The organism is Enterococcus aquimarinus (assembly GCF_001885765.1).
Taxonomy (GTDB): Bacteria; Bacillota; Bacilli; order Lactobacillales; family Enterococcaceae; genus Enterococcus_I; species Enterococcus_I aquimarinus.
This window is the reverse complement of the sequence record NZ_JXKD01000013.1, coordinates 41,802-56,103: the sequence shown is the minus strand read 5'-3', so window position 1 is coordinate 56,103 and position 14,302 is coordinate 41,802. Positions and strand designations below refer to the sequence as shown.

Genomic DNA, 14,302 nt, shown 5'->3' with positions numbered 1-14,302 from the left:
TTTCTTAGTAACTCTCTGTAGGTGCTTTTGCGAATTTATTGACTAAAGAGAATATCAGCGTTCCCACTAAAATAATCCCAATCGCTAAATAAAAAGCATAGACTTTAGAACCGGTAATATCCGATATCGTCCCCGTTAACGAAGGAACGATGACAGAAGCAGTCATTCCGAAGAAATTAAACACCCCATAAGTCGTTGCAATACTCTTACGTGGGGCAAATTGACTTAACCAAGAAATAATGATGGGTTCAACTGCTAATTTCCCAAAGAAACCATAGGCAATGATTCCGACAATGGTAACCGTTTGATTGGCCGTTCCGACCATAATAAATAACATCGTTGCGGCCATTAACTCTAACGCGATAATAATCGGTACTTTTTTATGCGGTATTTGGTCCGCTAAACGACTAAAGACTAACGCTCCTGGAATCGCTGCGAAAAAGACTAAAGAAGACACAAGACCGATTGCAGTTCCTTCAAACTGACGTTCCGTTTCAAGGAAGTTCGGTAACCATGTATCGATTAAATAATACGCATATAATGTTGAGAAATATAAAACATATGCCGCAATCATATGTGGACGAAAGAGTTGTTTAATGGTTGATCCTTTTTCAGCCAATTGTGCTTCTTGCACTTTCGTTTTTTGTTCGACTGGCTTCATTTGCTCTTTTTTGATGACTTTCGCAAAAACAACGGTCATGATGGCAATCAAACCCGCCGTCATCCAAATTAAGCTTTGCCAAGGTAAAATACCCGTTCCGACAAAGTAACTAGAAGAAACAAGTCCTAGACCACTTCCGACAGCGGTTCCACTATTAACGATTGCCGTTGCAAGACTTCGTTTATTACTTGGAACATATTCAGCTGTTAGCGAATAAGCCACACCATAAAACGTTCCACAACCCAAACCTGCAAAAACGCTTCCTAAAAATAAGACCGGTAAAACATTCGCCATCGCGACAATAATTGTTCCTAAACCAAACAAAATAAATCCTGGAATTAAAATGGTTTTTTTACCAAATTTATCCACTAACATCCCCGATGGAATTTGCATCATAACATAACCTAAAAAATAAAAGCTTGAAATACTACCCAATTGTGAATCGGTTGCGCCACCAAAATAATCACTAATAATCGGATAGATTGGCGTTAAAACCGTCCGATAAATCCAAATTACAATCCAACCAACCGTTAATACTGCAACGATTTTTTGCCAGTATGGCATTCCTGTTTTCTTATCTACCACGTTCATCATCCTAACTCTTGTTTTATAACCTAATCATAACGAATTTGTCTTCTGAATTCTTTATTCATAATAACCAAATAAATAGAAAAGATTGTTGGGTAGTGAATACACCCCCAACAATCTTTTTTTGTTTTTACTTATTTTTTAATAAAGACACCTGGGAATTCACTTGTTACTCCCGCATCTTGACTATAGACTGTTTGTCCACGTAAGATTGTGTGTACCACTTGCGCCCCGATTTCACGACCGATATAAGGACTGATTTTGTTACGGTACTCTAAATCTTCTGCTTCCAAGGTATATGGTGCATCCGGTTTAATTAACACGAAGTCTGCATCTTTTCCAATACTGATGCGTCCTTTTTGTTCTAAACCAAAACGATCTGCTGGATTCGTTGCAATGATTTCTGCAAATTTTTTCAATGGTAATCCACGTTTTTGAACGCCTTCATCAAAGAGGATATCCACATTATTTTGGATTCCAGAGATTCCACCCCAAGCTTCGAAAGCATTTTCTTTATCTTTCAAATCTGGTGTACATGGAGAATGGTCAGAAGTCACGAAGTCTAAACCGCCATTTTCAACATGTTTCCATAACCCTGCTTGTTGCTCAGCGTCACGAATTGGAGGTGAACATTTCACGACTGGTCCAATGGCGTCTAATTCATCTGTCGTAAAGTATAGATAGTGTGTACATGTTTCACACGTCACGTCAACGCCTTCTTTTTGCGCTTTTACAACTTCATCGACACCTTCTTGACAAGCAATATGACAAATATGAACACGACAGCCAGTAACTTTTGCTAAATAAATGACACGACGAATCGATTCTACTTCCGTAAACACCGGACGAGTATTGACATAAGCAGCTAGGGTTGTTTCGCCATTTTTATAAGCAATTTCCCCTAAACGATCGGTAATATCTGGATTTTCTGCGTGCACGGCTAATACTTTACCCGTTTTCGCAATTTGTTTCATTCCTTCATATAATGAATAGTCATCGACATTTTCAAAATCGCCATCAATTGTACGATCACCACAAGTTCCTAAGAAGCACTTGTAAGCTGCGACACCATTATCATTTAGTTCCTGAATGCCACCTTTTAAGTTAAATGGTACAAGGCCACCATAAGATGCAACATCGACTTTCAGACGATCTTTACCTGCGGCATATTTAATTTCAATGCTTTTTCCGTCAACAGTTGCTGGAATTTGGTTTAATGGCATTTCCATAATAGATGTTACGCCACCTTTAGCACATGCAGCTGTACCGGTCACATATCCTTCCCACTCATCACGGTAATTGCCGCCTGGATCGGTAATATGTACGTGCGCATCGACCATTCCCGGGCTAACGATTAAGCCTGTTGCATCGACCACTTCTGCCCCCTCTAGATTTTCGCCGATTGCGACAATCAGACCGTCTTTTACAGCAACGTCTGTTTGTACTTCTCCGCTTTCTAAAATTACTAATCCATTTTTGATTACTAAATCATGACTCATTCTTTGTTTCCTCCCTTAGATTGGTTTTCATAAATGGGTGTAGCTTCTTTGGTGAGTGTAGCTTTTTTTAATACTAAATAAATAACAAAAGCAGAAATAAATCCAACGAACCACGAAACATCTGAAAGCACTTTGAATGTTGGTACGAATTGGCCAATGAGCGATAAGATTAACGCTACGATTGTCGCAATATAGGCTGGTTTATTCAACCCGTAGTATTGGTTCTTTTCATCGTGTTCCTCGACATTCATGTAAAGTTCATCTAAATTGATTTCTTCTTTTTGAACAAAAAAGTAACTGGCAATCATTACGCCGGCAACAGGACCTAAAACGGCTCCGATTGAATTCAAGAAGATAAAGATACTATCCGCATTTTCCATTAATTTCCATGGCATAATGAGGAAACTAATGATACTCGCTACAATAACACCTGATTTATAGTTTAATTTTTTCGGAAATAGCGCGGTTAGTTGGTATCCTGCTGGAATAATATTCCCTGTTGCATTGGTTGAAATCGTTGTCAACAAGAAAACAGACATGGCTAAAATAATCGCAGGGAAACTATCCCAACGTTCAATTAAGTTTAAGATATTCCACTCTTGAATACCATAGTGAATGGATCCACCAATTAAAATAACAACACTTGAGAAAGCAAACATCAGGTATGCAACCATTAAACTTAACGTTTGACCCATCATTTGCGCTTTTGTCGACGTTGCATTTTGGGTAAAGTCAGACACACTTGCTCCTGGCGCTGCCCAAACAGCAATGACGGAGTTAAAGATAATAAAGTACGCCCAAATCGGATTGATTGAACTGGTCGCATCTGGAATGCTATAAGCTAAGATTGGCCCAAAGCCACCTGCAACACGTAATGCCCAAATCGCCATTCCTCCAACGACGATATAAATCATCGGGCTTAAAATCGCAGTGAATTTATTTAAAATACCGCCGCCACCTAACCCAATTAAAACGTTAATAAACCAGAAAATCGTAAATGAAATCAGTCCTGGAACACTAATCCCTAAAATTTGTGTACCACCACCAATTTCTAAAAATCCAGGCCAAATTTTCCCAATCATAATCAATAATGCCAATGAACCTGTGTAGTTTTGTAACCCAAACCAAGCAATGGCCGCAACGCCTCCGCGTAAGAATCCGGGTAATTTTGCTCCTAAGTTACCGTAAGTAGCTCTTAGATGCATGGCAAATGGAATCCCATATTTTGATCCTGCTTTTCCGTTAAGCGTTAAAAAGGCAGAAACAAATAGCGCACTAATGATTAATGCAAACATGACATTAATCGGTGAGAGCCCTAAAAAGATGAAGCCTCCGACAGCCGTATAGTTCGGAATGTTATGAACGGAACCCATCCATAATGTAAAGAAGTTTTTTACCCCCATATTTCGCTTGTCTTCTGTTTTTGGTAATAAATCATCATTATAATTCCGTTCTTTGAAGCGTGTAACCTCTTCTTGGGTTACCTGATAATCTTTCATATCCACGTTGAACTCTCCTTTTTCACGAATTAAAACCCTTACATTTTTTTGATAAAAGTGATCTTTTTGTACCTTACGCGCGTTTTTTATCCTAGACGACCTTATCCTTATAAAATGGAATGAATATTAAAGTCCTTCAACCTTTTATCATCTATATTGTAAGCATTTTTATTCTGACTTTCATTGTCCATAAGTTACAAAGCGTAATTATTGTTTGTTTAATTCGGCTAACGATATTTTATATGTGATTAAAAAGACAACCATTAGACGAAACGCTGCGTTTAGGTTATCTTAGCCGGCTGTTTGTGAATTTATTTCGGAATAAAATCCAATGGCAAAGGTGTCGCTACACCAACGCAAATAAAACGCTCCTGCCCCGTATTTTTCATTCCATGTTGTTCTCCAGGACGAGATAAAATCAAATCACCTACCGTAATTTCAATTTCTTCCCCTTGCGCTGGATAAAAAGTTCCCGTTCCTTGAATGCAAATCCATAAATCATCTGCCTTAGCATGCGCATGGGTAGGGATTTCTTGGCCTGGTTCCAAACACCAGACAGCGCCAGCCGTTTGGTCTGTTTCATAAAAGAGATTCTTTTTACCTTGTTTGCGATCAAATTGAGCAATCTCACTCATTTTAAACAACCGCTGTATCATGCCAGCTTCCTCCATTGTTTCCCCACTCCTTGATTATTTCCACGTCTTCAGAAAGAAAGCGCTCTTATATCAACTTCTTAAAAAAACATCTGACAAAGGATGAACTGTTGCTTCTTTATCAGATGTTTTTATTTCTAGCTTACTTCAAGTATTCTTCTAACGCATACGTACTGCCGACGCCATAATCAAATTCATAGCCTACTTTTTTCAAGACGGTCTCAAAGGCACTTAAAAAATGTAAGACATTCGTTTGACGACTACTGTAACCCATATTTCCTACACGCCAAATTTTTCCTTTTAACGAACCAAATGAAGACGCGATTTCAATTTTGAATTGATCGAGTAATAACGCTCGAACTTCTTCGCCATCGATGCCTTCTGGAATGCGGACAGGAATAACGGTGCCCATTTTTGTTTCCCGTGCGCCGAAAATTTCTAGACCCATCTTTTCTAAACTCTCTGTTAAGATGCGATCATTTTTCGTGTGACGGGCATAGACATTCTCCATACCTTCTAATAACAATAACCGTAAGCCTTCATGTAAGGCATAAACCATCGAAGTCGCTTCCGTATGATGATTGATGCGTTCAGGTCCCCAATATCTTTGTAGTTGTGTTAAATCTAAATAGTTACTCCGAACGTAACGCTCACTTTGTTCATCAGAACCTAAGCCTAGTTCTTTTTGATAGCGTGGTTGAATGTATTTTTCTACGCGATCATTATAGGTAATTAATGACATTCCTGATGGTACGCTGACACATTTTTGTGTTCCGGCGATGGCAATATCCACTTTCCAGTCATCCACTTTTAACTCGATACCACCATAAGTTGCAACCATATCCACCACAAAGAATACATCATTTTCTCGACAAAACGCACCGATTTGATCGAGTGGTTGCATTTGTGCATTAGCAGTCTCACCATGAACCATCGCCACAATTTTCGGTTGATGTTCTTTAATCGCTTCAATCACCACGCTCTGTTCAAACGGCGATTCCCAATCTTTTTCTAACCAGACGATTTCTGCTTGTGCACGTTGACAAATCTCACCGAGTAAATACGCAAAACGACCATAAGCTGGAATTAAGACTTTATCTCCGGGTTCAATTAATGCCAATAAAGCCGCTTCTAAACCTGAACGAGACGTGCCATCAATCGCAAAAGCTTGCTTATTTTTTGTACCAAATGGGACTTTAATCATTTCTTTGACTTCATTCATGATTTTTAAAAATTCTGGATCAAACTGTCCTAAAATCGGTTGGACCATTTGACGTAATACGGCAGGATGCGCCTCAACGGGGCCAGGCGTCATAATCGTTCTACCTTCAAAAATAGGTTGTTGATACATTGCGATCCCTCATCTCTTTATATTTTTACTATCTTTATCTTAATGGATAAGCGCTTTCGTTTCATTGTACACATTAACCTAAGATTTACCTTTATTTGTCCGAAAAGTATAAAAAACCTGTCTTTCTTTCGTATTCTCTTGTACAATAAAAGCAATCCATATTCACACTGAGGTGACATTCATGAAAACATTACAAGAATTACTCAATACACCCCGCTTTTCTGACCTGATTGTTTTATCCACACATAAATCGTTGGAGCAACCAATTGAAAGCGCTGAAATTACTGAAACACCCGACGTTGCCAATTATATTCCTCAACATACGATTATTTTGACAACGGCGATGAATTATCAACATGACCAAACAGGGCTTAAGCGGTTGATTCGTGAATTAAAAGAGCATCAATCCGCTGCTTTGGCTATCAAAACAGGACGTTTCTTAAATGAAATTGATCCTCATATCTTAGAATATGCTTCTGAAATCGATTTGCCGATTATTAAAATCCCTGACACACAACCATTAGGCGCTCTTTTGCACCAAATATTAAGCTATCTTTGGAATGATAAAACGCAACAAATGACGTATGCGTTTGATATTCAAAATCGGTTTTCTGATTTGTTGATGCATGATGTGAGCAATGCTCGTTTTATTGCCGAATTCGGGAAAATCATTAATGTGCCGATTATCTTGTTGAGCCCTTGGCAATCGATCATTGCCCATTCGCGCCATTTTTCTGACGAAGGGAAACCCGCATCGCATTATGTCAATCAACTTTCAGCTGAAGACTTTCGCAAAATCGATCGGGAAAAATCGGCTTTCATACTAAAAGATACGGATCACAAACCCGTTCAAATGACGTGTTATCCAATTAAAGTGAATCATTATTTCCCCTTTTATTTATTGATTGTGACACCAGAAAACATTCCTTTTCCGATTTCAGAATTTGCGATTGATCAAGCGATTCTCGTCTTGACGCTAATGCTTTATAAAAATCAGGAAGTCAATAAATCTTTTGAGCATTTAAAAACAGATTTTTACAGCCAACTGATTGATGCCAAAGTGAATCAACAGACACGCAATTGGCTTGATTTAGGAAAGAGTTATGGTCTTATCAAAAGTAAAACGTATCAAGTCGCTATTGCCTATTGTGTTTCGTCTGAAGAGACCAAACATCACGTTCGTTATCAAAAGGAAGAAGGACAAATTGTCGGCAATTGGCTCAATGAATTCTTACCGCTTCGACTAAAAGATGTCGCAATTTTTAAATTACGGCATACGAATAATCTGTTTCTCTTGTTTCAAACGCCGCAAAGCAATACAGAAGAAGTGCTAATTGAACTTGTAGAAGAACTTCATCACATCCTTCCGATTCAGTTACGCTTTGCTTTTGGGAATGTGCATGAAACGGTAGAAGAAATTGGCGATTCATATATTGAAGCGCTCGATTCTCTTGAGGCAACAACGCAATTACTGTATCCCGAAATCATTCAACACTATCAACCAAAAGGCTTAAGCGGCTTATTTGAAAAACTCGACTTGAAAGATGTTCATTATTTTTGTGAACAGACACTAAAAGAGCTCGCCTATCCAAGTGATGACACAATGATTGAATTGCGAAAAACCTTAGCAACGTTTTTAGGTTTTAACTGTGAAATCACAAAAACAGCGAGTGAACTATACTTACATCGCAATACGATTAAATACCGAATTAAACAATGTGAAGAAATTTTAGGACTCTCCGTCCAAAATACAGAAAATAGTTTAACATTACGGGTAGCGTTAGAATTATCGGCGAGTCGATAATTCATCTGAATTTAGCAAAAAACGGTTTAAGAAAAGCAAAAGCTTTCTTAAACCGTTTTTTTTAATAGGCTAATTCGTAGAGTGTATCGGTTAGAATTTTAATTCCTTCGATTAAATCTTCGATATTCGTATTTTCTGCCGGATTATGACTAATCCCACCAATACTTGGTACAAAAATCATCGCCGTTGGATAGTGCGGTGCAATAATTTGAGAATCATGTCCTGCGCCACTATGCATCATACGGTATTTATAATTGCCTTTTTCCGCTTGTGATTCAATCACATCCACAATCGTTTGGTCCATTGGAATCGGTAATTCATCCATCCATAATTCGATTTCAATTCCTAATTCATGTTCAGCAGCAATTTCTTTCATACGTACTTCCAAAGCTTCCGTAAATTCTTTTAAAGCTGCTGCATCAGTATGGCGACAATCAATCGAAAACTCGACTTCTCCTGGCACCACATTGACCGTATTTGGTTTTGGAATTACTTTTCCAAAAGTTAAGACTAACGGATCGCCCACTTCTTTTGCACGATCAATCGCTTCACTACAAATTTTCGCAAAACCATAGACAGCATCGTGACGATACCCCATTGGTGTTGTTCCTGCATGATTGGCTTGCCCTTTTAACACAACCGTATAGCGGCGTTGACCGACAATATTGTTCACTACGGCTACTTGTAGTTGTTCTTTTTCTAACACACTACCTTGCTCGATATGGATTTCCACAAAGGCTTTAATATCTTCGCGTTTTGCTTGTGCTGCTTTAAAATCAAACCCTTGACGACGCATTTCATCAACGAAACGTAAGCCGTTCGCATCGGTGATTTCTGCTACTTCTTGATTGTTCGCTTCACCGACAAAATTTTTGCTCCCCCAAAAAACGGTTGGAAAACGACTGCCTTCTTCTTCAGCTAAAGAAATCACTTCCATTGATCGTTTCGGTTGCCCATAAGTCGACACAAGATATTCCATCGCCGTAAGTGCAGCTAGAACCCCATATTGGCCATCAAGATGACCACCATTTACAACGGTATCAATATGAGAACCAGACATAATTGTTTCTTCAGGAAGTTCTTTTCCCTCAATTCGTCCAAATAAATTTCCTACTGCATCATACTGTGCCTTCATCCCAAACGCTTCCATTTCAGCCTTTACATACTCTTGGCCTGCTTTCCAAACATCGGTGTACAACAGTCGAGTCATCCCCCCTGTTGGATCGCTTCCAATGGCTGATAATTCTTGATCGCGTCGTTCATATGTTTCTGCAATTTCCATGTCAAACCTCCTCAAAACTTGATTGATAACGTGTTACGCGATGATATTCTCTCTTGATCGTTTCGCACGGTTTCTTCTCTTTTCTTTTCAAAAAAACAATCAATCGCTAAGAAGAAGGATTGATTGTTTTTCATACCACCATTAACCGACGATTCTTGTGCCAGCTTTACCTTGTAAGGCTAAATCTGCTTCATCTAGCGCACAAATAATCGCTGTGCGGCCACTGCGTGCAAAGTCAATCGCTGCGCCCATTTTAGGACCCATACTACCATCAGCAAAGTGACCTTCATCCATGTAACGTTGCGCCTCTTCAACCGAAATTTCTTCTAATTTTTGTTGATCTGGTTTGCCCCAGTTAATGTAGACGTTTGGAACATCTGTCAGCATCATAAAGACATCTGCATCCACTTGCTCCGCTAATTTTTTACCTGTACGGTCTTTGTCAATTACCGCTTCTAAACCGACTAATTTACCATTTTCATCGCGGTAAACTGGAATTCCGCCACCGCCACCTGCGATCACAATCATATTTTTATCAACTAAGTGTGTAATCGCATTCACTCCATGGATCAATTCTGGTAATGGTGATGCCACGGCACGACGATAGCCACGACCGGCATCTTCCATCATAAACCAACCTTTTTCAGCTTCTAATACTTTCGCTTCTTCTTCGGTATAGAAAACGCCAATTGGTTTTGTCGGATGATCAAATGCTGGATCATTTTTGTCAACTTCGATTTGTGTCAACATCGTTACAACATCTGCGGTAGAGTCTGTTGAACGAAGACGGTTTTTGATGCTTTGTTCTAACATATAACCAATAAATCCTTGTGATTCCGCGTTACACACATCCAACGGGAAGGGTGGCACGACATCTTTTGCCAGCTCATTTTGTTGTAAAATATTTCCTACTTGTGGACCGTTCCCATGTGTTAAGATCACTTCGTAATTTAATGCCTCAATTTTTGCGATTTGTTCTGCACTGATTTGCACGTTTTTCATTTGTACTTCTACTGTTGCTTCTTGATTCGGGCGTAAAATCGCATTTCCCCCAAGAGCAATTACCACACGTTTAGCCATTTATTTCCTCCTCCTCATTTCGATTAAAGTAGCGGCAATTCCAGCCAACGTATCTGCTCCAGAACTATGTCCATGAGCGACGATTTCGGCGATTCGTTGCGCCATTACTTGTTCATTTGTTGGTTCTACTAACGCTTTTGCTAAATTTAATAATGCTTGGCTGTAACATCCTATCGCAGCCCGCCGCAAATAATGTCGACTCACATCCGTCGTGTAGTCAGGACTTTGCGCTTTTTGCATGATTAACTCATTATTTTCGAGATTGTCTTGTTTTAGTTGTTGTACAAGCAACCACCCTAACAAAAAATCATCGCCTGACGGAGTCAAACCGCGACCGCGTCCAACTAAATAGGTCAAACTTTGTTGTTTGTCCGTTAATTCATTTGAAAACAACCCTTGAATTTCTTGACGAAACGGGAATGTTTTGGCACTCGAAAACGCACTTAATGGGTAATCGAAGCCGGTCATTTCATTGTTTTCTTGAATTTTTTGCAAAAAAAGACACTCACTGGGTAAAATGGACGGATGAATCTGTAGTCTCGAATCAAACGTTTCTCCCATTGTCACGGTCACTTTTTTTTGATCCAAATAAAAAACAAGCTGATTTTCATGAAGCGTAACCTTCTGCAATTGTTGAATCGCACCAAATACTTCGTCAAATATGGGATAGGGCAAATAGATGCCCCCTGGTAAACAGGGGAAATCGATTGGAGCCACTAACGCCAGTTCTTGATGATCCTGATTGGTTAAATTAAACGTTCGCTGATAGGTACTATGCAAAAACCACGTTGTTGCTTGTTTTTGCCAAAGAGAGCGATCCATTTTACCCTGTAAATGTGTCATTTTTTTCTAGTCCTTAAATCCTAATTTTTTTGCATACGCTAAAACGGCTTTTTCGAAACAATCAATTGGTGGCGTAACGGTTCCCGCCCCAATTTGACCTTTACCCGCTTGTTTGTTCGCAATACCAGTATTGATGACTGGTAAAATACCTGTCTCAACAACTTTACGTGCATCAATCCCGATTGGAATTCCTTGGAAATCCCACGTTGGTACTGGGAAGTTTGGATTATGATCAATCGTGATTTCGGTCATTTCGTTACTTGTATTCAGTGCGTCATAGAAACCACCTGAACCTACAAAACGTGTTACGGCAGGAGCCGCAATCATAGACATTCCGCCGACACCATACGTTTCGGTAATCGCACTATCTCCCATATCAGGCGCAGCGTCTTCTTCTGAAAATCCAGAGAAGTATAAGCCTTTTGGTGTATTTACTGGACCAGTAAACCATTCGTCACCCATTCCAGCGATACGAATTCCAAACTCATAGCCATTACGACACATTGCCGTTACAATCGTTCCTTCTTGAATCATCCGCGCGCCATCCATCACCGATTTTGCAGCAGCCATCATAATATTTAAGAAAAATTGATCCGTATCTGCTAAGAATTGCATCACTTCTTCTTTAGCTGTTTGCTCAACATCCGTTAATTTGACGATGCTTGGAGCCATTTCTTTTAAGAAGGCTAATGAACCTGCGATATTACGTTGGTGGAATTCATCTCCCATTGCAATACATTTTGCGACAAGAACATTAATATTCATTTCGCCACGAACTTTGATTGCTTTACTTAACGTAGGTGCTAAGGTATCACGCATCCAACGCAAGCGATTAATCACTTCTTCTGAATTCGCACCAAAACGTAAGACCGCGCCAATTCCTTCATTCATTGTACAGTAAGCGCGATTGCCGTCTGTTTTATTTTCAACGACTAAAACCGGCATATGTGCAGAGGTAATACCGCCCATTGGTCCAACAGCATCCACGTGGTGACAAGGAATTAACGTCACTTCTCCTGCTTCAAGTAAGGCACGAGCATCTTCTGGCGTTTGCGCCCATTCTTCAAATAAGACTGCGCCAATACATGCGCCTTGAATCGGATCAACCATTTGCTCGTATTGAATTGGCGGTCCAGCATGAAGTAAGACTTTTCCTTCATTTAATTCTTCAATGACTGTATGTGCAGGCACGACGTCTAATAAATAGGGTGCTCCTGCGATAATTTTTGAAACGACTGCTTGGTTTGCTTCATCAATTGTTTGGTAAACCATGTTTATTTCCCCTCACTTTTCAATGATACTTTGTTCAAGAAGTTTAACGCTTTTTGTAATTGCACGTTGCCACCAGCAACAGGTTGCCAATCAAACTGAACGACTTTTCCACCATGGTTTGTGATTGCAGCGGCAAAACTACTCAACCCAATGTTTAAAAACTTATCAGTCGTAAGTAACGTATTCAGTGTTTTAGAGACAGCTGGAATTGTCGCCGTTGTTGCTTCTTTATCAACAATCGGTTTCACTTCTTCAACAAGTGGTTTGCCGATGATCGCTAACGCTGTATTCACTGCTTGTGCGTTGCTTTCACAGATAATGACACCTGCTTCTTCCAAGATACGACGTTGGCCATCCATATCTTGTGGATCTTCATCCGTTCCAACAATCGTCGCAATAATCGCTAATTCACGGCCATCTGCTTGGGCATCCGCTTTGACTTTTTTAATCGTTGGTGAAAGCGCGCTCGACATATCTTCATGTGAGCCGTAACCTAAAACGATATCGAGTAACACAACGGCTGTTTCTTCGTCTTGTCCGGCTTTTTCTAATAATTCTTTGCGTTTTGATGGGTCAATCATTGGATGTGGTTTCCCTTGGGTATACATATCATCCCCTAAGTCCATCACTTCATGACCAGCTTCATTTAAAATGTAGCCATCCATGCCATCTAAACTTCCTGAACCAATCGCTTCTTTGATTAACATACCGGCTTCATACGCGAGTGTTCCGCCTGAATAATAACCTTTAATATTTTTTTGAGTTGGTTTCAAGGCGATTTCTGGCACAACGAATGCATCCGCTTCACCTGTTGGCTCTTGCCCTTTGCTTAGTTGAACGGCAATTTTCGCTGTTTCTTCTAAGGTATGTGCATGGTAAAGTCCTTTTTCATGATTTTCAGGTTTTTCACCTAAGAAAATCGTTACAACTGGTTTTTTAGAAGCACGTAGCAAGTCTAAGATTTCACCACGAACGCGTGCAGCTGGTGGTTTTGAAATCGCCACGATTACTTCAACATCTGGATCTTGTTCTAATAAAGCAATACTATCTTTGAAAGTCACACCATTTACGGCTTCTTTCAAGTCACGTCCGCCTGTTCCAATCGCATGGGTTACACCGGCACCTAATTTGTGAATAATTGTCGTCACTTCTTGAATCCCTGTTCCAGAAGCGCCAATCACACCAATTTTGCCTCTACGCACAGCATTGGTAAACGCAATTGGGACACCGTTAATAATCCCTGTTCCACAATCTGGACCCATTAATAATAAGCCTTTTTCGTGTGCTAATTGTTTCAAACGAACTTCATCTTCCAATGCAACGTTATCACTGAAACAAAAAACATGTTTGCCTTCTTCAATCGCTTTTTCAATTTCTAAGGCTGCATGCGTTCCAGGAATAGAGAAAATCGCAACAGAGGCATCTTCTCCTAATTCTAACGCTTTATCCCACGTTTTCACGCGTTCTTCCGTCGCGCCGCCTTTGTTTTTCTTACCTTGTTCATCCAAGTAATCTTGTGCTGCCGTTACAATTGCCTCAATCATATCCGCATTATCTAAATCCGCGACAATCACCATATCATTGGGTGTAGCCGTTTCTAATTCTTCTGTATACAAGCCACCCGTTTTAAAAATATCTTTATTAGCAGGTGTCCCCATCATGACAGAAATACTGTTGACCCCTTCCATTTCTTCTAAATGGTTCGTCAATAACATTAAAACGATTGAATCTTGGTAACTATTTTTTTCAATAATTGTGTGTAACATCCAC

The 14,302-nt window shown here is 39.7% G+C and carries 11 protein-coding genes; 1 reads left to right on the top strand and 10 read right to left on the bottom strand.

Annotated features, from left to right (window positions below):
• Positions 1-4: 4 nt before the first annotated feature.
• The 5 genes from RU93_RS08985 to RU93_RS08965 all read right to left on the bottom strand — a co-directional run bounded on the left by RU93_RS08985 (position 5) and on the right by RU93_RS08965 (position 6,251).
• Entirely contained in the window at positions 5-1,252 is a 1,248-nt protein-coding gene (locus tag RU93_RS08985; RefSeq protein ID WP_071875287.1) for an MFS transporter, read from the bottom strand.
• Between the two features lie 131 nt (positions 1,253-1,383).
• Complete coding sequence (gene allB, locus RU93_RS08980) at positions 1,384-2,748, bottom strand: allantoinase AllB (RefSeq protein ID WP_071875286.1); 1,365 nt, start codon at positions 2,746-2,748, stop codon at positions 1,384-1,386.
• On the bottom strand, positions 2,745-4,253 hold the full coding sequence (gene allW, locus RU93_RS08975; RefSeq protein WP_143139437.1) for an allantoin permease: 1,509 nt from the start codon (positions 4,251-4,253) through the stop codon (positions 2,745-2,747). Before allW ends, allB begins: the two co-directional genes overlap by 4 nt.
• A gap of 305 nt (positions 4,254-4,558) precedes the next feature.
• Entirely contained in the window at positions 4,559-4,918 is a 360-nt protein-coding gene (locus tag RU93_RS08970) for a cupin domain-containing protein (RefSeq protein WP_071875285.1), read from the bottom strand.
• Between the two features lie 124 nt (positions 4,919-5,042).
• On the bottom strand, positions 5,043-6,251 hold the full coding sequence (locus tag RU93_RS08965; RefSeq protein WP_071875284.1) for a pyridoxal-phosphate-dependent aminotransferase family protein: 1,209 nt from the start codon (positions 6,249-6,251) through the stop codon (positions 5,043-5,045).
• A 181-nt stretch (positions 6,252-6,432) separates the two neighbouring features.
• On the opposite strand from RU93_RS08965, the gene RU93_RS08960 reads away from it, so the two are divergent.
• Positions 6,433-8,055, top strand: a complete 1,623-nt coding sequence (locus tag RU93_RS08960) for a PucR family transcriptional regulator (protein ID WP_071875283.1) — start codon at positions 6,433-6,435, stop codon at positions 8,053-8,055.
• Positions 8,056-8,116: 61 nt separating this feature from the next.
• On the opposite strand, the gene allC is transcribed toward RU93_RS08960, so the two are convergent.
• From allC to fdrA, 5 genes are all read right to left on the bottom strand, one after another.
• Complete coding sequence (allC, locus tag RU93_RS08955; RefSeq protein WP_071875282.1) at positions 8,117-9,337, bottom strand: allantoate deiminase; 1,221 nt, start codon at positions 9,335-9,337, stop codon at positions 8,117-8,119.
• Between the two features lie 141 nt (positions 9,338-9,478).
• Entirely contained in the window at positions 9,479-10,417 is a 939-nt protein-coding gene (arcC, locus tag RU93_RS08950) for a carbamate kinase (RefSeq protein WP_071875281.1), read from the bottom strand.
• Complete coding sequence (locus tag RU93_RS08945; RefSeq protein ID WP_071875280.1) at positions 10,418-11,260, bottom strand: oxamate carbamoyltransferase subunit AllH family protein; 843 nt, start codon at positions 11,258-11,260, stop codon at positions 10,418-10,420.
• A gap of 6 nt (positions 11,261-11,266) precedes the next feature.
• Complete coding sequence (locus RU93_RS08940; RefSeq protein ID WP_071875279.1) at positions 11,267-12,532, bottom strand: YlbE family protein; 1,266 nt, start codon at positions 12,530-12,532, stop codon at positions 11,267-11,269.
• Positions 12,533-12,534: 2 nt separating this feature from the next.
• The gene (gene fdrA / locus RU93_RS08935; protein WP_071875278.1) at positions 12,535-14,298 is read right to left on the bottom strand and encodes an acyl-CoA synthetase FdrA; all 1,764 of its coding nucleotides are present in this window, start codon (positions 14,296-14,298) and stop codon (positions 12,535-12,537) included.
• Positions 14,299-14,302 lie beyond the last annotated feature (4 nt).

Bases quoted from the DNA above. Each gene is read 5' to 3' on its own strand.
- RU93_RS08940 (WP_071875279.1), bottom strand. From the start codon at position 12,532: ATGGTTTACCAAACAATTGATGAAGCAAACCAAGCAGTCGTTTCAAAA.
- RU93_RS08945 (WP_071875280.1), bottom strand. From the start codon at position 11,260: ATGACACATTTACAGGGTAAAATGGATCGCTCTCTTTGGCAAAAACAA.
- arcC (WP_071875281.1), bottom strand. From the start codon at position 10,417: ATGGCTAAACGTGTGGTAATTGCTCTTGGGGGAAATGCGATTTTACGC.
- fdrA (WP_071875278.1), bottom strand. From the start codon at position 14,298: ATGTTACACACAATTATTGAAAAAAATAGTTACCAAGATTCAATCGTT.
- allC (WP_071875282.1), bottom strand. From the start codon at position 9,337: ATGGAAATTGCAGAAACATATGAACGACGCGATCAAGAATTATCAGCC.
- allB (WP_071875286.1), bottom strand. From the start codon at position 2,748: ATGAGTCATGATTTAGTAATCAAAAATGGATTAGTAATTTTAGAAAGC.
- RU93_RS08960 (WP_071875283.1), top strand. From the start codon at position 6,433: ATGAAAACATTACAAGAATTACTCAATACACCCCGCTTTTCTGACCTG.
- RU93_RS08965 (WP_071875284.1), bottom strand. From the start codon at position 6,251: ATGTATCAACAACCTATTTTTGAAGGTAGAACGATTATGACGCCTGGC.
- RU93_RS08970 (WP_071875285.1), bottom strand. From the start codon at position 4,918: ATGGAGGAAGCTGGCATGATACAGCGGTTGTTTAAAATGAGTGAGATT.
- RU93_RS08985 (WP_071875287.1), bottom strand. From the start codon at position 1,252: ATGAACGTGGTAGATAAGAAAACAGGAATGCCATACTGGCAAAAAATC.